This is a genomic window from Azospirillum palustre, from assembly GCF_002573965.1.
Taxonomy (GTDB): Bacteria; Pseudomonadota; Alphaproteobacteria; order Azospirillales; family Azospirillaceae; genus Azospirillum; species Azospirillum palustre.
This window is the reverse complement of the sequence record NZ_PDKW01000042.1, coordinates 380,513-400,181: the sequence shown is the minus strand read 5'-3', so window position 1 is coordinate 400,181 and position 19,669 is coordinate 380,513. Positions and strand designations below refer to the sequence as shown.

Below are 19,669 nucleotides of genomic sequence, written 5' to 3'. Positions count from 1 at the left end.
GTGAAACGGGGTGCGGGCATGATCCGGCTGAGCAAGCTGACCGACTATGCCATCGTCGTGCTGAGCGAGATGGCGCGCCAGGTCGGCGCGGTCCATACCGTCGCCCATCTTGCCGACCGCACCGGCGTTCCCGCTCCCACCGTCGCCAAGCTGATGAAGGCGATGACGCCTGCCGGGCTCACCACCTCGCAACGGGGTGCTGCCGGCGGTTATGCGCTGAGCCGGCCGGCCGATGCAATCTCCATCGCGGAAATCATCACGGCGCTCGACGGTCCCATCGCGCTGACCGCCTGCGTCGATGGCGCCGACAGCCAGTGCGGGGTGGAGCAACTTTGCCCCATGCGCGGCGGTTGGGAAAAGGTGAACCGCGCCATCCGCGGTGCGCTGGAGGAGGTGTCGCTGGCCGACATGATGGTCCCGATCACCTTCCCGGCTCCCGCAGCCGCAACGAATTCCACTGCCGCCCAGCCGGCCCGCCCTGCGCACTGAACGGCGCGCACCGAACAGCATTCTTGAGAAGGACGAGGCAAAGCCATGGCCGCCCAACCGGAAACCGTCGAGCAGGTCCGCGCCGTCACCGAGCAGAAGTACAAGTACGGCTTCACGACCGACATCGAGGCCGACGTCGCGCCGAAGGGCCTGAACGAGGACATCGTCCGCTTCATCTCCGCCAAGAAGGAGGAGCCGGAGTGGCTGCTGGAGTGGCGCCTGAAGGCGTTCCGCGTCTGGCAGACGATGGAGGAGCCGCAGTGGGCCGCCGTCAGCTTCCCGCCCATCGACTATCAGGACGCGCATTACTATGCGGCGCCGAAGAAGAAGGCCGGGCCGAAGTCGCTGGACGAGGTCGACCCCGAACTGCTGAAGACCTACGAGAAGCTGGGCATCCCGCTGCGTGAGCAGGAGATCCTGGCGGGCGTCGAAGGGTCTGAGGGCAAGAGCCCGGCCATCGCCGTGGATGCCGTGTTCGACAGCGTGTCGGTCGCCACCACCTTCAAGGCGAAGCTGGAGGAGATGGGCATCATCTTCTGCGCGATCTCCGAAGCGGTGCAGAAGCATCCGGAGTTGGTGAAGAAGTATCTCGGCTCGGTGGTGCCTTACACCGACAACTATTATGCGACGTTGAACTGTGCGGTCTTCACCGACGGCAGCTTCGTCTACATCCCCAAGGGCGTGCGCTGCCCGATGGAGCTATCCACATATTTCCGCATCAACCAAGCCAACACCGGCCAGTTCGAGCGGACGCTGATCATCGCCGACGAGGGCGCCTACGTCAGCTATCTGGAAGGCTGCACGGCGCCCCAGCGCGACGAGAACCAGCTGCATGCCGCGGTGGTCGAGCTGGTGGCGATGGACGACGCGACGATCAAGTATTCGACCGTCCAGAACTGGTACCCCGGCAATGCCGAAGGCGTCGGCGGCATCTACAATTTCGTCACCAAGCGTGGCGCCTGCCGCGGCAAGAACTCCAAGATCTCGTGGACACAGGTCGAGACCGGCTCCGCGATCACCTGGAAGTACCCGAGCTGCATCCTGCAAGGCGACAATTCGGTGGGCGAGTTCTATTCGGTCGCGATCACCAACAACTTCCAGCAGGCCGACACCGGCACCAAGATGATCCACATCGGCAAGAACACCCGCAGCACAATCGTGTCGAAGGGTATTTCGGCCGGCAAGGCGCAGCAGACCTACCGCGGCCTCGTCAAGATCCTGCCGAAGGCGGAGGGCGCGCGCAACCACACCCAGTGTGACAGCCTGCTGATCGGCGACCAGTGCGGCGCCCACACGGTTCCCTACATCGAGAGCCGCAACCGCTCCGCCCGCATCGAGCATGAGGCGACGACGGCGAAGATCAGCGAGGACCAGCTGTTCTATTGCCGCCAGCGCGGCATCTCGGAAGAGGACGCGGTGTCGCTGATCGTCAACGGCTTCTGCAAGGAGGTCCTGAAGGAACTCCCGATGGAATTTGCCGTGGAGGCGCAGAAGCTGGTGGGCATCAGCCTGGAAGGCAGCGTGGGGTAAAGCCCCTCTGGCAGAACGTGAAGACCGGACGGCGTGCCGGCGGCCTGAAGAAGACAACGAGGCGAAGACGATGATCGAAATCAAGAACCTGCACGCCACCGTGGACGGCAAGGAAATCCTCAAGGGCGTCGACCTGACCATCCGCCCGGGCGAGGTCCATGCCATCATGGGGCCGAACGGCGCCGGCAAGAGCACCATGTCCTATGTCCTCGCCGGCCGCGACGGCTACGAGGTCACGGAAGGCTCGGTCACCTATTACGGCAAGGACCTGCTGGCGATGGAGCCGGAGGAGCGGGCCGCCGAGGGCGTCTTCCTGGCCTTCCAGTATCCGGTCGAAATCCCCGGCGTCGGCAACACCACCTTCCTCAAGACCGCGATCAACGCCATCCGCAAGCATCGCGGCGAGAAGGAACTCGACGCCATGCAGTTCCTCAAGCTGATCCGCGAGAAGACCAAGGCGCTCGGCATGAGCGACGAGATGCTGAAGCGCGCCGTCAATGTCGGCTTCTCCGGCGGCGAGAAGAAGCGCAACGAGACGCTTCAGATGGCGGTGCTGGAGCCGAAATTCGCCATCCTCGACGAGACCGACAGCGGTCTCGACATCGACGCGCTGAAGATCGTCGCCGAGGGCGTCAACGCGCTGCGCTCGCCGGAACGCTCGATGCTGGTGATCACCCACTACCAGCGCCTGCTCGACTACATCGTCCCCGACCATGTCCATGTGCTGGCCGCCGGCCGCATCGTGAAGTCGGGCGGCAAGGAACTAGCGCTGGAACTGGAGAAGAACGGCTACCGCGACTTCGGCGCGAGCGAGGCGGCGTGATGACGGCCAACCATTCCCCGCTCCACCCGATGACCTACTCGACGCGCGGCGCCGATCCGGAGACGGCGCCGGCCTTCCTGGCGCCGCTCGACGAGGTGGGCGCCGGCCTGCCCGGCAGCGGCCTTTCCTGGCTGACCGACCTGCGCGCCGCCGGACGTGAGCGCTTCGCCGCCGTCGGCCTGCCAACGATCAGGAACGAGAGCTGGCGCTACACCAACCTGCGCGACCTCGCCAAGGTCAGCTTCCAGCCGGCCGCCCCCGCGGCGGCCGTGATCGACTTTCTGCCGACCGTGCGGGCCGAAGGGCAGAACGGTCCGCGTCTGGTCTTCGTCGACGGCCGCTTCCGCGCCGACCTCTCGTCGGTCGAGGGCCTGCCGCCGGGCGTGGAACTGCTGAGCATCGCCGCTGCCCTGACCAGCCACACCGACCTGCTGGCCGACCATATCGGCCGCCTCGCCGCGGCGGATGACCGTCCGCTGGTGGCGCTGAACAGCGCCTATCTCGCCGACGGCCCCGTCCTGCATGTGCCGGCCGGCGTCCAGGTCGAACGCCCCATCGAGCTGGTCTTCGTTTCGGTCGGGTCGGAGGCGCAGGCGACCTCCTGCCACCCGCGCAGCCTGCTGATCGCCGAGGCAGGCTCCAAGGCGGTGGTGGTCGAACACCATGTCGGCCGCAGTGCCGGCACCACATTGGCGAACCACGTCACCGAGGTCTTCGTCGGCGAAGGCGCCACCCTGCACCATTACAAGTCGCAGCGCGACGGCGCATCCGCCATCCACCTGTCGCACATCGCGGCGACGGTGGCGACCGGCGGCTGCTACGACAACTTCATCCTGACGACCGGTGCCAAGTTGTCGCGCAACGAGGTGGTCAGCCGCCTCGACGGCACCGACGCCCGCACCCATGTCAGCGGCGGCTATCTGGCCCGCGGCACCCAGCATGCCGACACCACCACGCTGATCGTCCACGCCCAGCCGAACGGCACCAGCCGCGAGGTCTACAAGGGCGTGATCGATGACACCGCGCGCGCGGTGTTCCAGGGCAAGATCACCGTCTGCCCCGGCGCGCAGAAGACCGACGGCTACCAGTTGAACCGCGCCCTGCTGCTGTCGGACGGGGCCGAGATCGACAGCAAGCCGGAGCTGGAAATCCACGCCGACGACGTGAAGTGCAGCCATGGCTGCACCGCGGGCGAGCTGGACGACGACGCGCTGTTCTACCTGCGCGCCCGCGGCATCGACCGCGACGCCGCCCAGGGCCTGCTGATCGGCGCCTTCCTGTCGGAATCCCTTGAGGAAATCGCTGAAGAGTCGATCCGCGACGCCTTCCAGGGGATCGTGGCCGGCTGGCTGGAGGAGCAGAAGTAACCATGTCCGATGCCATCCTGAACCAAGCCTACGACGTGCAGCGGGTGCGGGAGGATTTCCCGATCCTCGCCCGCAGCGTCCACGCCAGGAAGGGAAAGCCCGGCAAGCCGCTGGTCTATCTGGACAGCGGGGCGTCCGCCCAGAAGCCGCGTCAGGTCATCCAGGCCATGACCCGCTTCCTGGAGGAGGATTATTCCAACATCCACCGCGGCGTCCATTTCCTGTCGCAGACCGCGACCGACCAGTTCGAGGCGGTGCGCACCAAGGTCGCGCGTTTTCTGAACGCGCCGAACGACCGCTGCATCGTCTTCACCCGCAGCTCGACCGAGGCGATCAACCTCGTGGCCTCCAGCTATGGCCGCACCGTCCTGACCGAAGGCGACGAGGTCATCCTGTCGATCATGGAGCATCACGCGAACATCGTTCCGTGGCAGCTGCTCCAGGCCGAGAAGAAGATCGTCATCAAGGTCGTGCCCTGCGACGAGGACGGCGTCCTCGACATGGACGCCTACCGCAGCCTGCTGTCCGACCGCACGAAGCTGGTGGCGATCACCCACTGCTCCAACGTGCTGGGCACCGTCACCCCGGCCAAGACCATCGCCAGGCTGGCGCATGAGCGCGGCGTGCCCGTCCTGTTCGACGGCAGCCAGGCGGTGGTGCACGGCACGGTCGACGTGCAGGACATCGACGCCGACTTCTACGTCTTCACCGCGCACAAGCTGTATGGCCCGACCGGTCTCGGCGTGCTCTACGGCAAGTACGACCTCCTGAAGAAGATGCCGCCCTACCAGGGCGGCGGCGACATGATCGAGAGCGTCAGCTTCGAAGGCACCACCTTCAAGGCGCCGCCGTCGCGCTTCGAGGCCGGCACCCCGCCGATCACCGAGGTGATCGGGCTGGGTGCGGCCATCGACTATGTCGAGGCTCTCGGCCGCGACGCCATCGCCGCGCACGAGCACGACCTGCTGCAATACGCCACCCAACAGCTGGCGCAGATCGGGGGCTTGCGCATCGTCGGCACCGCGCCCGGCAAGGGGCCGATCGTCTCCTTCGCTCTGGACGGCGTGCACCCGCACGATGTCGGCACCATCGTCGATCAGTATGGGGTCGCCGTGCGCGTCGGCCGCCATTGCGCCGAGCCTCTGGCCGAGCGGTTCGGCGTCGGACCGACCGTCCGCGCCTCCTTCGGCCTCTACAACACCCGGGAGGAAGCCGACGCCCTCGTCCAATCCCTCCAGGCGGTCAAGGAGTTCTTCGGAGCATGATGGACGATCTGCGCGAGCTGTATCAGGAAGTAATCCTGGACCATGGCAAGCATCCCCGCAATTTCCGCCATCCCGACGACGCCAACCGCGAGGCGAAGGGCGAGAACCCGATGTGCGGCGACCGCTTCATGGTCTATCTGACCCTGAAGGATGGGGTGGTCGACGACGTGGCCTTCCAGGGCCGCGGCTGCGCCATCTCCACCGCCAGCGCCTCGATGATGACGGAGCTGGTGCACGGTAAGACGGCGGCGGAAGCGGAAAAGCTGTTCCACGCCTTCCACGAGCTGTGCACCCAGGACGAGCCCGACATCCCCGAGGGTGTCGACGACGAGACGATGGAAAAGCTGATGGTGATGTCCGGCGTGCGCCAGTTCCCGGTGCGGGTGAAGTGCGCGACGCTGGCCTGGCACGCCATGAACGCGGCACTCCATGGCGAGGCTTCGGCCTCCAGCGACCAGTTTTGACGGAAGGGGATCGAAATGCCCGATGAAGCCCTGACCCAGCGCCCGATGGCTCCCAATCCGGCCGAAGCCGAGGCGCAGTTGAAGGCCGACGCGGCAGCCGATGCGACGACTGCGGCTCCGGACTCCAAGGACTTCGCCCCGATGCCCCAGCCGCCCGAGGGCTATGACCCGCGGGAGGAGATCATGGATCGCGTCGTGGCGGCCATCAAGACCTGCTACGACCCGGAAATCCCGGTCGACATCTGGGAACTGGGGCTGATCTACCGTGTGGACATGGATGGTCAGCGCAATGTCGAGATTGATATGACGCTGACCAGCCCCATGTGTCCGGTGGCCGGCGAACTGCCCGAACAGGTCCGTCAGGCCGTGCTGGGCGTCGAGGACGTCAACGAGGTCAAGATCGAGCTGGTGTGGGAGCCCCCGTGGCACCAGGGCATGATGTCCGAGGAAGCCCGCCTGCAACTGGATATGTTCTGAGCCGCATTAGGAGACCGTCACCATGGCCCGCCCCCTGCCCAAGGCGCTCACGATCACCGACGCCGCCGCGGAGCGCGTCAAGGCGCTGATGTCCAAGGCCACCGACGATATGGTCGGCCTGCGCATCGGCGTGAAGGCGCGCGGCTGCTCCGGCCTCAGCTACGACGTCCAGTATGCCAAGGAGAAGATGAAGTTCGACGAGGTGGTGGAGGACAAGGGCGTCACCATCCTGATCGACCCGGCCGCCGTCATGTTCCTGATCGGCAGCGAGATGGACTATGTCGACGACAAGTTCCAGACCGGCTTCGTCTTCAAGAACCCGAATGAAAAGGGCCGCTGCGGCTGCGGCGAGAGCTTCCACGTGTGATCCCAGATCGCCCTCTCCCGCCCCCTTTGTCCCCTCTACCCTTTCTGCATCCCCTCTCCCCCCCGGGGAGAGGGTTAGGGTGAGGGGGACGCGTAGCGAGTATTTTCAAGAGTCGCGCACTCTCGGCCTCACACAAAAGCCACCCCGTGCGCCCCCCTCACCCCGACCCTCTCCCCGGGGGCGGAGAGGGAGATTAAAGACTCCCCGCCCCATCACGACATCGGATTCGCCGGCGGCTTCGGCATCTCCGGCAGCGGGATGAACTCGCCGTTGTCGAGATCCGGCAGCTTCATCCGCCCGGCCCGCCAGTCCGCCTTGGCCTGCTCGATCCGCTCCTTGCGGGACGACACGAAATTCCAGTCGATGAAGCGCTGCCCCAGCGGCTCGCCGCCGACGGCCATGACGATGGACTGCGTGGCGGCGGTCAGCGCCGCAGGGTGGCCGGGGGCGAAGACGATCATCCGCCCCGCCTCGAACCGCTGCCCGTCCACCTCCACGCTTCCCGCCACCACATAGGCCGCGCGCTGCCATCCGTCCTCCGGCAGTGCGATGCGGGCGCCGGGGGCGAGATCCCAGTGGATGTAGAACAGCGGGGAGTGGGTCTTCACCCCCGCCCTGGCCCCGAACGCCTCGCCCGCCACCAGCCGGCCGCGCACGCCACCCTCCTCAAAGACCGGCAGGTCGCCGGTGCCGTAATGGGCGAAGGCCGGGTCGGTCTCCTCGTCCGCTTCCGGCAGGGCGACCCACGCCTGGATGCCGTGCATCGTCCCGCCTTCCATCCGGGCGCGCTCGAAACGCTCGGAGTGGGTGATGCCGCGACCGGCGGTCATCCAGTTCACCTCGCCCGGCCGGATCGGCTGTTCGGAGCCCACGCTGTCGCGGTGCATGATCTCGCCCTCGAAAAGGTAGGTCACGGTGGACAGGCCGATGTGCGGGTGGGGGCGCACGTCGACGTCACGGGGAAGGCCCGGCTGGAAATCGACCGGCCCCATATGGTCGAAGAAGACGAAGGGGCCGACCATCCGCCGCTGGACGAAGGGCAAAACCCGCCCCACTTCGAATCCGCCAAGGCTTTTGCGGCGCTGCTCGATCACCAAATCCAGCATGGGTCTTCCTCCCGACGGTTGATGTTCGTTTCGTTCAGGTTCGTTTGGTTCAGGCGTTCGGATCGCGCGGCACGGTCTGGATGACCTCGAACCCCTCGAACTCCGGCGGCCCGACATAAAGCGGCTTGCGGGCACCGGCATTGCCATGGGCGTTGCGGAAGGCTTCCGACCGCGTCCAGCCCTGGAAGGCGCCTTCGGACTCCCAGACCGTGTGGGAGGAATAGAGCCGGTGGTCGTCCCGGTCGGGCCCCCGCAGCATGTGGAACTCAACGAAGCCCGGCACCTTGTGCAGATGCACCTCGCGGTTCAACCAGACCTCCTCGAACTCCTGCTCGGCCCCATGGCGGACCTTGAAACGGTTCATCGCGATGAACATGCGGCATTCCTTTCCGGCGTGATCGACAGGCCCGACCCGGTCGAGGATAGAGGTTGGCGGCACCGCGGGGCAATCGACCTGACGCGCCGTCCCTTACGATCGTGCTGTCCCGGACCGGGGACGCCGAATCCGCTAATTCCTCAAGTAAATCAAATCCTTGATGTCTTTTTTCCCAAGTGCCCACATGGTTTTCGACCGATGGGATACACTGCGCACGCCTTCCTCGCTTCGGAGACGCCGCCATGCACGTTCCCCGCAAGGTCTTCGCGATCTCCACACGGCACGGACGCACTGAACAGTGGAACAGCCTCCGGAATCTGTTTCACGCTGTTCCAAACGTCCGATCCGGTAAGGGTTGTCCGTGTCTGGACCCCTAATGCCGTTAAGCCCTAATATACCCATAAGAGGTACAAGGTCTGCGGGCCGGGTGACCGACCGAGTGGCCGGGGGGAGCGAAATGACTGCAACAGTCCCAAAGCAGATGGGGACGGTGCAAGGCCGTGCCGGGACTCCCGGCGCCATCGGCACGCTCGTTACCCTCTCCGTTCCCTTCCTGCTCGTGCTTCAGGGCGCCCGTGTGCCGTGGTCGGTGGAGCTGGCCCATTACCTGCCGCTGCACACCTTCTTCGAAACCTTCTCCATCGCCGTCGCCACCCTGATCTTCGCCATCGGCTGGCACTCCCGGAACGACGACACCCCGCCAGCCCTGCTGGTGCTGTCCACCTGCTTCCTCGGCGTGGCGCTGCTCGATTTCGGGCATCTGCTGTCCTTCCCCGGCATGCCCGACTTCGTGACGCCGTCCGGCCCGGAAAAGACCATCGCCTTCTGGCTCGGCGCCCGGCTGGTGGCGGCGCTGGCCCTGCTGATGGCGGCCGTCCTTCCCTGGAAGGCCGGCACGGCGAACTCGGCGGCCCTGCGCTATCCGCTGGTCGGCGGGGTTCTGCTGTCGAGCGCCGCGCTCTTCTGGGCGGTCCTGTGGCACCCGGATCTGCTGCCGCACACCTATGTGGAGGGGAGTGGGCTAACGCCGCTGAAGATCGCGGCCGAATATCTGCTGGTACTTCTCTATGCCGCGGCGGCGCTGATGTTCTATCGCCGCCGGCGCGCGGCGCGCACGCTCGACGTCCACCGCATGGTGATCGCCGCCATCGCCATCGCGATCAGCGAACTGTGCTTCACGCTCTATCTCAGCGTCTACGACCTCGCCAACATGGCAGGCCATGTCTACAAGGTGATCGGCTACTGGTATCTCTACCGCGCCGTGTTCGTCACCGCGGTGCATCACCCCTATGACGCCCTGCACCAGTCGGAACGCGACCTCTGGCGGGAAAAGGAGCAGGCCCGCGTCACCTTGCTGTCCATCGGCGACGGGCTGATCGTCACCGACACCGCCGGCCGCGTCAGTCTGATGAACCCGGTGGCGGAGCGGCTGACCGGCTGGACCCTGGGCGAGGCCGCCGGCCGGCCGGTGACCGAGGTGTTCGACATCGAGAATGCGGAGACGGGGCGGCGGGTGCCGGTGCCGGTCGAGCAGGTGCTGAAGAACGGCGACATGGTCGGCCTCGCCAACCACACCGTTCTGGTGGCGTGCAACGGAACCCGCAGCCATATCGCCGACATGGCCTCGCCCATCCGCGACCGGGACGGCACGCTGCACGGCGTCGTCATGGTGTTCCAGGATGTGACCGAGACCTACGCCAGCCGCGAGGCGTTGAAGGACAGCCTGTCGCTGAACACCGGAATCCTCGAAAGCGCCGCCTGCGGCATCATCGCCACCACGCTGGACGGCATCGTCCGTGTCTTCAACCGCGAGGCGGAGCGCATCTTCGGCTACCCGGCGGCGGAGATGATCGGCAGCACCGACCTGCCGCGCCTCTATGACCCGGACGAACTGCGCGCCCATGCTGACGGGCTGTCCATCGAACTCGACCGTCCGGTCAAGGCGGATTTCGCGGCGCTGGTCGCCCACACCCGGTGCAGCGGCCGGCCCGAGCCCAGCGAATGGACCGGAGTGCGCAGGAACGGCGCCCGCATCTCGATTTCCACCGTCACCAGCGTTCTGCGCGACAGCGGCGGTGCGGTCCGCGGCTATCTGACCGTGGTGATGGACGTCACCGAGCGGAAGCAGGCGGAACGGCAGATCGAAAATCTCGCTTTCTACGACCCGCTGACCAACCTGCCGAACCGGCGCCTGCTGATGGAGCATCTCGACGTTCATCTGCGGGCGGCGCGGCTGGGCGCGCGCTGCGGTGCGCTGATGTTCCTCGATCTGGACGATTTCAAGGGTTTGAACGACGCCCGCGGCCACATGGTCGGCGACATGCTGCTGCGCGAACTGGCGGTGCGGCTCAACGCCACCCTGCGCAAGGGCGATCTGGTCTGCCGGCTGAGCGGGGACGAGTTCGTCATCCTGTTGCCGGACATCGGCACCACGCTGGAGGAGGCGACCGCCATCGCCTCAAAGGTGGCGGAAAAGCTCCGGCTGGCGGTGGCCCAACCCTTCCAACTCGACTGCTGCGAGCACAGCATCTTCGCCAGCATCGGCCTGACCGTCTTCCCCAAGACGCCGGACGAGTCGGTCGAGGATCTGCTGAAGCAGGCCGACACCGCCATGTATGCCGCCAAGGATGGCGGGCGGAACACCATCCGCGACTACGACCCCGCCATGCTGGTCGAGGCCCAGGCCCGCCTGCTGCTGCTCCAGGATTTGCGCAAGGCGGTCGATGCCGGGGAATTCACCCTGTTCCTGCAACCGCAGACCGGCGCCGACGGCACGCTGGTGGCAGCAGAGGCTCTGATCCGCTGGCAGCATCCGCAGCGCGGCTTCGTCGCCCCCGGCGCCTTCATCGCCGAGGCGGAGGAATCCGGCCTGATCCTGCCGATCGGCGACTGGGTCCTGATGGAGGCCTGCCATGTGCTTCGCCGGCTGGCCGATGCCGGCAGCGACTGCCACCTGTCGGTCAACATCAGTCCGCGCCAGTTCCGTCAGCCGAATTTCTGCGCCGGCGTCATCGCCGCTCTGCGCGCCACCCGGACCGACCCGCGCCGCCTGACGCTGGAGATCACCGAGGGCATCGCCGTCGGCGACTGCGCCGACACCGCCGCCAAGATGTCGGAGCTTGCCGCTCTCGGCATCTCCTTCTCGCTGGACGATTTCGGCACCGGCTTCTCGTCGCTGTCCTACCTGAAGCGGTTGCCGGTGCGGGAAATCAAGATCGACCGCTCCTTCGTCCAGGATGTCGACAGCAACAGCCACAATGCGGTGCTGGTGGAGACGATGCTGTCGATTGCCAGCCGCCTCGGCCTGAAGGTGGTGGCGGAAGGGGTGGAAACTGCGGCCGAACGGGACTTTCTTGAGGATCGCGGCTGCGCGGTTTTCCAGGGATATTACTTCGACCGTCCGATGCCGGTCGAAGACTTCATCACGAAATACATGAAGAATCCGGAAATTCTGAAAATGGAAGAGCCGGCCCACGCATGACGGTGGGCCGGCACTCCGCCCTGGTTACTTCTGGGAGACCATCTTGGGCTGGCCGTTGTTCCAGACATACATGACATAGTTCGGCTTGGTGATGTCGCCCTTCTTGTCGAACTCCACCGGGCCGACGACGGTGTCATAGCTGCCGGAATGCAGGGTCTTCGCCAGCTTGCCGCTGTCCGTGCTGCCGGCCTTCTGGAGCCCCTCGGCGATCACCTGGACCGCGGCATAGCTGTAGAAGGCGAAGTTGCCCGGTTCCGGCAGGCCAGCCTTCTTGAAGGAGGCGATCAGTTCCTGCGCCTTCGGATCGCTGGCGGCCGACGCGCTGTCGGTGTACAGCGTGCCCTCGCCGGCCGGGCCGGTGATCGACCAGTATTCCTGGTTGTTCAGGCCGTCGCCGGCGATGAACTGCGGCTTCATCCCCTGTTCCTGCGCCTGACGGACGATCAGGCCCAGTTCCGGATGGTAGCCGCCATAGTAAACGGCATCGATGTTCTTGTCCTTCAGGCTGGTGATCAGCGCCGAGAAGTCCTTCTCACCCGCCGTGACCGACCCGCGATAGGCCACCTTGCCGCCGGCCTTTTCCAGCGTCTCCACCACGACGTCGGCCAGCCCCTTGCCATAGGCCTGCTTGTCGTCCAGCACCGCAACGTTCTTGCCCTTGAAGGTCTGGGCCAGATAGGTGCCGGCAACCACGCCCTGCTGGTCGTCGCGGCCGCAGACGCGGAAGATGTTGGGATGGCCCTTGGCGGTCAGCAGCGGGTTGGTGGCGGTCGGGGTGACCATCACCACGCCTTCCTCCTGGTAGACGTCGGCCGCCGGGATGCTGGCACCGGAGCAGAGATGGCCGACCACCGCCGTCACCTTCTCGCGCACGAACTGGTTGGCGACGGCCACCGCCTGACGCGGGTCGCAGGCGTCGTCGCCCACCTTCAGCACCAGCTTCTGACCCAGCACGCCGCCCTTGGCGTTGATGTCCGCGACCGCCTGCTTGGCTCCGTACACCGACTGCTCGCCCAGCGCCGCGACCGGGCCGGTCGTCGCCGTGCCCAGGCCGATCACGATGTCGGCCTGCGCGGTGCCGAAGCCGGCCAGCAGTGCCGTCGCGCTGACGAAGGAAAGGACGGTGAGACGCATGATTGGTTCTCCCAGGATGGCCATTTTGTGCCGGACCATATCCGCCGGCCACGGCATGTTTCCTTTTCTGACCGATACGACAGGATTTTGAAAGCGCGATCATGGGTTTCGCAGCGCTCCGACGGAAACCGCGACCGTTCGCCGCCATAGCCTGAGCGCCATTTGGTGCCGACGAGAAAAACCCCCGCCGGATCGCTCCGGCGGGGGTTTCCTTTACCGACCGCTGCTTGCGGCCATCAGGCCGGAACGGCGACCTTGTCCGCGACTTCCTGGAAGGCCGGGATCTGGTCGAAGTTCATGTAGCGGTAGATGTCGGCGGCGGACTTGTTCACCACGCCGACCTGGGCGAGATACTCCTCGGTGGTCGGGATCTTGCCCAGCAGCGCCGCGACGGCGGCCAGTTCGGCCGACGACAGGTAGACGCGGGTGTCGATGCCCAGACGGTTCGGGAAGTTGCGGGTCGAGGTCGAGACGGCGGTCGAACCCTTGCGGACCTGCGCCTGGTTGCCCATGCACAGCGAGCAGCCCGGCATCTCCATGCGGGCGCCGGCCTTGCCGAGGGTGGCGTAGTAGCCTTCCTCGGTCAGCATCATCGCGTCCATCTTCGTCGGCGGGGCGATCCACAGGCGGGTCGGGATGTCCGAATTCCCGTTCAGGATCTTACCGGCGGCGCGGAAGTGGCCGATGTTGGTCATGCAGGAACCGATGAACACCTCGTCGATCTTGTCGCCGGCGACCTCGGACAGCGTCTTCACGTCGTCCGGATCGTTCGGGCAGGCCAGGATCGGCTCCTTGATGTCGGCCAGATCGATGTCGATCACCGCGGCATAGTCGGCATCGGCGTCCGGACGCAGCAACTGCGGATCGGCGATCCACGCCTCCATCGCCTTGATGCGGCGCTCCAGGGTGCGCGCATCGGCGTACCCGTTGGCGATCATCCACTTCATCAGCGTGATGTTGGAGGTCATGTACTCGATGATCGGCTCCTTGTTCAGGAGCACGGTGCAGCCCGCCGCCGAGCGTTCGGCCGAGGCATCGGTCAGCTCGAACGCCTGCTCGACCTTCAGGTCGGGCAGACCTTCGATCTCCAGCACGCGGCCGGAGAAGATGTTCTTCTTGCCCTTCTTCTCGACCGTCAGCAGGCCGGCCTTGATCGCGTAGAGCGGGATGGCGTTGACGAGGTCACGCAGGGTGACGCCCGGCTGCATCTCGCCCTTGAAGCGGACCAGGACCGATTCCGGCATGTCCAGCGGCATGACGCCGGTGGCGGCGGCGAAGGCGACCAGACCGGAGCCGGCCGGGAAGCTGATGCCGATCGGGAAGCGGGTGTGGCTGTCGCCGCCGGTGCCGACGGTGTCAGGCAGCAGCAGGCGGTTCAGCCAGGAGTGGATGACGCCGTCGCCCGGACGCAGGGCCACGCCGCCGCGGGTGGAGATGAAGTCCGGCAGCTCGTGGTGGGTCTTGACGTCCACCAGCTTCGGATAGGCGGCGGTGTGGCAGAAGGACTGCATCACCAGATCGGCCGAGAAGCCCAGGCAGGCCAGGTCCTTCAGCTCGTCGCGGGTCATCGGGCCGGTGGTGTCCTGCGACCCCACCGTCGTCATCTTCGGCTCGCAATAGGTGCCCGGACGGACACCCTTGCCTTCGGCCAAGCCACAGGCGCGGCCGACCATCTTCTGGGCCAGGGTGTAGCCCTTGCCGGTGTCGGCCGGCGAGGCCGGCTGGCGGAACAGCTCCGACGCCGGCAGGCCGAGAGCCTCGCGGGCGCGGGTGGTCAGGCCGCGGCCGATGATCAGCGGGATGCGGCCGCCGGCACGCACCTCGTCGAAGATCACCTCGGAGCGCACGGTGAATTCGGCGATGACCTCGCCGTTCTTCAGCGCCTTGCCCTCATAGGGGCGCAGTTCGATGACGTCGCCCATCTCCATCTTGTTGACGTCGAGTTCGATGGGCAGGGCGCCGGCGTCTTCCATGGTGTTGAAGAAGATCGGGGCGATCTTGGTGCCGAGGCAGACGCCGCCGAAGCGCTTGTTCGGGACGAAGGGAATGTCCTCGCCGGTGAACCACAGCACCGAGTTGGTGGCGGACTTGCGCGAGGAGCCGGTGCCGACCACGTCGCCGACATAGGCGATCAGGTTGCCCTTCTGCTTCAGCGCTTCCAGCTGCTTCGTCGGGCCGCGCTGGCCCGGCTCGTCGGCCTCGATGCCCGGACGCGGGTTCTTCAGCATGGCGAGCGCGTGCAGCGGGATGTCCGGACGGCTCCAGGCGTCGGGGGCCGGCGACAGGTCGTCGGTGTTGGTCTCGCCCGACACCTTGAAGACGGTCAGCGTCATCGACGCCGGGACTTCCGGACGCGAGGTGAACCACTCGGCATCGGCCCAGGACTGCAGCACCGACTTGGCGTTGGCATTGCCCTTGTCGGCCAGTTCCTTGACGTCGTGGAAGAAGTCGAAGACCAGCAGGGTCTTCTTCAGGCCTTCCGCGGCGGCGGTGCCGCACTCGGCGTCGGCCAGCAGGTCGATCAGCGGCTGGACGTTGAAGCCGCCGAGCATGGTGCCCAGCAGTTCGGTGGCCTTGACCTTGGAGATCAGCGGCGAGCTGTCGGCGCCCTTGGCGACGGCGGCCAGGAAGCCGGCCTTGACGCGGGCGGCATCGTCGACGCCGGCCGGAACACGGTGGGTGATGAGGTCGAGGAGGAAGGCCTCCTCGCCCGCCGGCGGGGCCTTCAGCAGGTCGATCAGTTCCGACGTCTGCTTCGCGGTCAGGGGCAGGGCCGGGATTCCGAGGGCGGCGCGTTCGGCCGCGTGCTGGCGGTAGGCTTCGAGCACGGCAGGGTTCCTCATAAATGAAAGGCCGGCCCTTGGATGGGAACCGTGAGACGGCCCGCTTGAACTCAGGTCGGGTTTATATGCCTGCTTAAATGAAAGTGCAAGGGGGCGCCCCGCTTACGTGAAGCGGACAGGACGAAGCTGCCATTCTTTTTGCACTGGTATTACCGGCGCTTGGTATGACCACTTCGTCTTCCCCGCTTTACTTCAGCGCGGCCGCCTGCTCCGGCGTCAGCAGCACGATGCCGTCCTCGTCGGCGAACAGGATGTCGCCGGGGCGCACCGCCGCGCCAGGCAGTTCCACGGCCACGTCGACCAGCCCCTGGTCGCGGCGGGTGGACGCCCGCGGAATCGACGCCAGCGCCTTGATGCCGAGCGGCAGGGTCGCCAGTTCGGCCACGTCGCGGACGCAGCCCCAGATCACCACGCCGGCCCAGCCGTTCTTCACCGCCGACGCGGCGATCATGTCGCCCATCAGGGCGCAGCGCAGGCTGCCGGCGCCGTCCACCACCAGAACGCGGCCGGCGCCGGGGGTGGCCAGCAGCTCCTTGACGCGGGAATTGTCCTCCAGGCACTTCACGGTGACGACCGCCCCGGCGAAGCGGGTGACGGCGCCGAAGTCGCGGAAGCCCGGCAGGACATAGCGGGCGTCGTCCTTGAAGCGGTCGAACAGGTCGCAGGTGGGTGTGAAGGTGGCGGAGGTCTGGTTGGTGGCGGTCTGGTCAATCGTCATGGGGCCTGGAACTCCGCAGCGTGAACGGTGCAGGGATTTTCTTGGGTCACCTCTTGCGCCAAAGGCAGGCGGCAGGCAAGAGCCGAGCGCCGCGATGGCGGCAGGTCGGCGAACGTGACGCAGGAGATTTGCCGAACGTGCAATCGACGTTCCGGCGACCGCCACCCATATTTTCAAAAAGACGAAGAAAACGGATGGTGTCTTCCCCATGAAAACGCCGAACCTCGCGGCTTTTGCCGCGGCCGGTGCGCTGACGATGCTGGTCTCCGCCTGCGCCTCGACCCTCTCGCCCCCGCCGGTGGCACAGCCCGATCCGGCACTGCTTTCCATCATCAACAGCAATGTGACCAACGACTGCAACCCGCAGACCGCCGCGGTGCTGACCGGCGTGGGCCTGCCTGCCAGCAATGTGCGCGGCGTTAATTACGGCATCTATCGCGACGAATACCGCGACAAGATCGTCCGCTGGGACGCCTGGGTGTATCTGAAGGACCAGCCGGGCTCGCTGGTTGTCACGCTCGACGAGGATTGCCGGCCGATCCAGATCTATGCCCGCGAAGGGGCGACGCTGCCGGGCAGGCGCTGAGACGCTGACCGAGATCATTTTCCGCGATGGAGCCGCTCCACTTGGCGGTGGGCGGCTCCACGGCGACGATGTCGCCCCTTTTTGAATCGTCCACGAATCTCTGACCTGTCTTAACTTTGGGGGGCAGGAAATCCACCGGCCCGGACATCTCCTTCAATCATTGCTTCGATCTCTAAGTTTTTATTTTGTTTTTCTTCATACTTACATATGTTTTACTTTAAATTCCCCAATTTCAACTTGACGCGCAAATCCGATGTGGGTAACGGTAATTACATATCCGGACTATGGTCATACCGACCGCTGCCGAACGTCCTCCGCACCGCCACGATCCGCTCGCCGGCCGGATTCCATGGAAAAGCCGCGAGCTTCCCATGACGACGGCTTGCACGTCCGTGCCGCTCTGCTGCTGGCCCGCCGGCGAAAGGCCGACCGGAAACGTCACCTCAGGAGAAAACATGACGGAGCAGAGGTCCATGCGTGCCGTGGGCATGGTCGCGATCTTCGTCGCGGCGATCCTGTTCGGTGCGGCGGGAGCGGCGGCGAAGGTGCTGTTCGTCGGCAACCTGTCCCCTCTCGACCTGACGGCGATCCGCAGTTTCGTGGCCTGTGCCGTTCTCGGGGCGATCATGGCCCTCGTTCCGGGTCGGTCCTTCCACATTCCCCCCCCTGCCCGGCCGATGGCGGTGGTGGCGGGCATCGTGTTCGTCGTGGTGAACGCGACTTTCTATCTGGCCATCGACATGATGAACGTCGCGGCGGCCATCACGCTGGAATACACCTCGCCCTTCTTCGTGCTGGTGCTCGGCGCGCTTTTCGGCAGCAGGCGCATCGGCGGCCGCGATTGCGGGATCGTCGCGCTCAGCCTCGTCGGCTGCTTCCTTCTGACGGGCGGCGGCGGCGAATGGGTAAGGCTCTCCGCCGGTCTGGCCGTCGGGCTCGCCTGCGGTCTCGCCTTTGCCATCTTCAATATCATCGGCAACGCCTGCAAGGCGCGGGGCATCGGCGCCACGGCGCTGACCTTCTGGAATTTCGCCATCTCTTCGGTCGTCTGGGCCGCCGCACTGCCTTTCCTCGGGCTGCACAGGCTGGAGCCGACGGCGGAGATGATCGCCTATATCGGCTTCATCGCGGTGGTCGCCACCATCCTCCCCTACTGGCTGCTGCTGTTCGGCCTGCGCCATGTCGATGCGCTGCCGGCGACGGTGGTCGGGTTGCTCGACCCGCTGGCCGCCGGCCTCATGGCTTACTTTCTCTTGGGAGAAACGCTGACTCCCGCCAACATGGCGGGCATCGCGCTCGTCTCCCTTTCCGTCATCCTCGTCACGCTTTCGGAACGGCAGAAGAGCAGCGCGCCGGCAGAACCGCCCCGCAGCCCCGCCGAAGGCGCCCCCCTGCTGGAGGCAAACAATGGTTGATACCCCGGCCACCCTTCCGCTCGATCATCTCCGTATCGAGCCCGATCTGGACCGGCGCTCCCTTCCCCACATCCGGGCGGCGGGAAGGCGGCTGGAGGATTTGTGGGCGAAAGGCACGGATCATTGCCCCAGCCTGATCGGCACCGCCGCGGCGGCCGGGCGGATGATCCATCTCGATCTGGACCTGACCGGGGACTGCGCCCTGAAGTGCTTTTATTGCGACCGCACGCCCGACCGTTACAACGGCGTTCCCAACCGGCAGGAACTGACCACGGCGGAGCGCAAGGACATCATCCGCCAAGCCAGAGCGCTCGGAGCCACGACGGTCGAGTTCCCCGGCGCCGGCGAGCCGATGCTGGATCCCGGATTCTGGGAAATCGTCTCGTTCATCCACGAACTTGGCATGACCAGCGTCGTGTTCACCAGCGGCTATCACCTGGACGAGGCGGCGGCCGACCGGCTGTACGATCTGGGGGCGACGATTTTCCTGAAATACAACAACATCGACACGGTCGTGCAGGACCGCATGGTCGGCCTCCGCGGCTATGGCGAGAAGGCGCACGAGGCCATGCGCATCCTGCTCGCCCGCGGGTTCAACCGGACCATTCCGACCCGCCTTGCGATCGACGTCGTCGTAACCCCGAAATACCACGATCTGAACGGAGTCGCCGACCTGTTCCGCTGGTGCAGGGACAACAATGTCCACAGCTATATCGTCACCCTCATCCCCGAAGGATTGGCCGACCACAAATCGATCCTGCTCGAACGAAACCGCGCCGACGAACTGATCGAACTGATGCGGGGCATCGACGAGGAGGAATACGGGATCGTCTACCAGCCCAGCAGGCCGATGGGCGGGGGCTACCGCTGCCGGCAGGTCAATTGCGGCCTGTTCGTCAATCTGTTCGGCGAGGTCTACGACTGCAACGGGCTTTCCCGCCTGATCGGCCATGTCCGCACGGATTTGCTTGAGGCGATCTGGAGTTCGGCCTATGCGCGCCATGTGCGGCAACCGGACCAGGACGGCTTCTGCCTCGTGCGCGAACGCCAATGGGAAGGGCGCGACCAGTCGGCCGTGGCCCGCAAGCTGGAGGATTATCAAAGCTGGCAGACAGCCAATGCACCGGACGACATCGTCGAGCGGGCGAAGGAGATGGTGGGAGTCGGCCGCATCGAACTCGCCCGGACCGGTGCGGTCGCGGTCGGGTCGGACGATTAGAGTGTGATC

17 protein-coding genes are annotated in these 19,669 nt (G+C 65.8%); 12 read left to right on the top strand and 5 right to left on the bottom strand.

Going from position 1 to position 19,669, the window contains the following annotated elements:
- Positions 1 to 18: 18 nt before the first annotated feature.
- The 8 genes from CRT60_RS19430 to CRT60_RS19395 all read left to right on the top strand — a co-directional run bounded on the left by CRT60_RS19430 (position 19) and on the right by CRT60_RS19395 (position 6,782).
- A complete protein-coding gene (locus CRT60_RS19430; RefSeq protein WP_098738191.1) occupies positions 19 to 489 on the top strand; it encodes an SUF system Fe-S cluster assembly regulator in 471 nt (156 codons plus the stop codon).
- Between the two features lie 45 nt (positions 490 to 534).
- On the top strand, positions 535 to 2,019 hold the full coding sequence (gene sufB / locus CRT60_RS19425) for a Fe-S cluster assembly protein SufB (protein WP_098738190.1): 1,485 nt from the start codon (positions 535 to 537) through the stop codon (positions 2,017 to 2,019).
- A 70-nt stretch (positions 2,020 to 2,089) separates the two neighbouring features.
- A complete protein-coding gene (sufC, locus tag CRT60_RS19420; RefSeq protein WP_098738189.1) occupies positions 2,090 to 2,842 on the top strand; it encodes a Fe-S cluster assembly ATPase SufC in 753 nt (250 codons plus the stop codon).
- Positions 2,842 to 4,209 (top strand): Fe-S cluster assembly protein SufD, encoded by a 1,368-nt coding sequence (gene sufD, locus CRT60_RS19415; protein WP_244592626.1) that lies wholly within the window; start codon positions 2,842 to 2,844, stop codon positions 4,207 to 4,209. The genes sufC and sufD overlap by 1 nt, the downstream gene beginning before the upstream one ends.
- 2 nt (positions 4,210 to 4,211) lie before the next feature.
- The gene (locus tag CRT60_RS19410; RefSeq protein ID WP_098738188.1) at positions 4,212 to 5,474 is read left to right on the top strand and encodes an aminotransferase class V-fold PLP-dependent enzyme; all 1,263 of its coding nucleotides are present in this window, start codon (positions 4,212 to 4,214) and stop codon (positions 5,472 to 5,474) included.
- Positions 5,471 to 5,938, top strand: coding sequence for a Fe-S cluster assembly sulfur transfer protein SufU (sufU, locus tag CRT60_RS19405; RefSeq protein ID WP_098738187.1), 468 nt, complete (start codon positions 5,471 to 5,473; stop codon positions 5,936 to 5,938). Before CRT60_RS19410 ends, sufU begins: the two co-directional genes overlap by 4 nt.
- Before the next feature lie 15 nt (positions 5,939 to 5,953).
- Complete coding sequence (locus tag CRT60_RS19400) at positions 5,954 to 6,415, top strand: iron-sulfur cluster assembly protein (protein WP_098738186.1); 462 nt, start codon at positions 5,954 to 5,956, stop codon at positions 6,413 to 6,415.
- 22 nt (positions 6,416 to 6,437) lie between these two features.
- Positions 6,438 to 6,782: a HesB/IscA family protein gene (locus CRT60_RS19395; RefSeq protein WP_098738185.1), complete on the top strand. Its 345-nt coding sequence runs from the start codon at positions 6,438 to 6,440 to the stop codon at positions 6,780 to 6,782.
- Between the two features lie 212 nt (positions 6,783 to 6,994).
- Here CRT60_RS19395 and CRT60_RS19390 read toward each other — a convergent pair whose 3' ends face one another.
- Both CRT60_RS19390 and hmuQ read right to left on the bottom strand, forming a co-directional pair.
- Positions 6,995 to 7,888, bottom strand: coding sequence for a pirin family protein (locus CRT60_RS19390; RefSeq protein ID WP_098738184.1), 894 nt, complete (start codon positions 7,886 to 7,888; stop codon positions 6,995 to 6,997).
- A 49-nt stretch (positions 7,889 to 7,937) separates the two neighbouring features.
- Positions 7,938 to 8,264 carry a heme-degrading protein HmuQ gene (gene hmuQ, locus CRT60_RS19385; RefSeq protein ID WP_098738183.1) on the bottom strand — a complete coding sequence of 109 codons (327 nt, stop codon included), beginning with the start codon at positions 8,262 to 8,264 and terminating at the stop codon, positions 7,938 to 7,940.
- A 457-nt stretch (positions 8,265 to 8,721) separates the two neighbouring features.
- Here hmuQ and CRT60_RS19380 point away from each other — a divergent pair, with 457 nt between their 5' ends.
- Complete coding sequence (locus CRT60_RS19380; RefSeq protein ID WP_098738182.1) at positions 8,722 to 11,745, top strand: MASE3 domain-containing protein; 3,024 nt, start codon at positions 8,722 to 8,724, stop codon at positions 11,743 to 11,745.
- A gap of 24 nt (positions 11,746 to 11,769) precedes the next feature.
- Here the strand turns inward: CRT60_RS19380 and CRT60_RS19375 are convergent, their stop codons facing one another.
- The 3 genes from CRT60_RS19375 to rraA all read right to left on the bottom strand — a co-directional run bounded on the left by CRT60_RS19375 (position 11,770) and on the right by rraA (position 16,440).
- Positions 11,770 to 12,879, bottom strand: a complete 1,110-nt coding sequence (locus CRT60_RS19375) for a branched-chain amino acid ABC transporter substrate-binding protein (RefSeq protein ID WP_098738740.1) — start codon at positions 12,877 to 12,879, stop codon at positions 11,770 to 11,772.
- A gap of 236 nt (positions 12,880 to 13,115) precedes the next feature.
- Positions 13,116 to 15,707, bottom strand: coding sequence for a bifunctional aconitate hydratase 2/2-methylisocitrate dehydratase (gene acnB / locus CRT60_RS19370; RefSeq protein WP_098738181.1), 2,592 nt, complete (start codon positions 15,705 to 15,707; stop codon positions 13,116 to 13,118).
- Between the two features lie 202 nt (positions 15,708 to 15,909).
- Positions 15,910 to 16,440, bottom strand: a complete 531-nt coding sequence (gene rraA, locus CRT60_RS19365) for a ribonuclease E activity regulator RraA (protein ID WP_098738180.1) — start codon at positions 16,438 to 16,440, stop codon at positions 15,910 to 15,912.
- A 208-nt stretch (positions 16,441 to 16,648) separates the two neighbouring features.
- Between rraA and CRT60_RS19360 the strand changes: the two genes are divergently transcribed.
- The 3 genes from CRT60_RS19360 (at position 16,649) to CRT60_RS19350 (ending at position 19,660) form a co-directional block, all read left to right on the top strand.
- Entirely contained in the window at positions 16,649 to 17,026 is a 378-nt protein-coding gene (locus tag CRT60_RS19360) for a hypothetical protein (RefSeq protein WP_098738179.1), read from the top strand.
- A gap of 473 nt (positions 17,027 to 17,499) precedes the next feature.
- On the top strand, positions 17,500 to 18,441 hold the full coding sequence (locus tag CRT60_RS19355) for an EamA family transporter (protein WP_098738178.1): 942 nt from the start codon (positions 17,500 to 17,502) through the stop codon (positions 18,439 to 18,441).
- Positions 18,434 to 19,660, top strand: a complete 1,227-nt coding sequence (locus CRT60_RS19350; protein ID WP_098738177.1) for a radical SAM protein — start codon at positions 18,434 to 18,436, stop codon at positions 19,658 to 19,660. Before CRT60_RS19355 ends, CRT60_RS19350 begins: the two co-directional genes overlap by 8 nt.
- Positions 19,661 to 19,669: the final 9 nt, after the last annotated feature.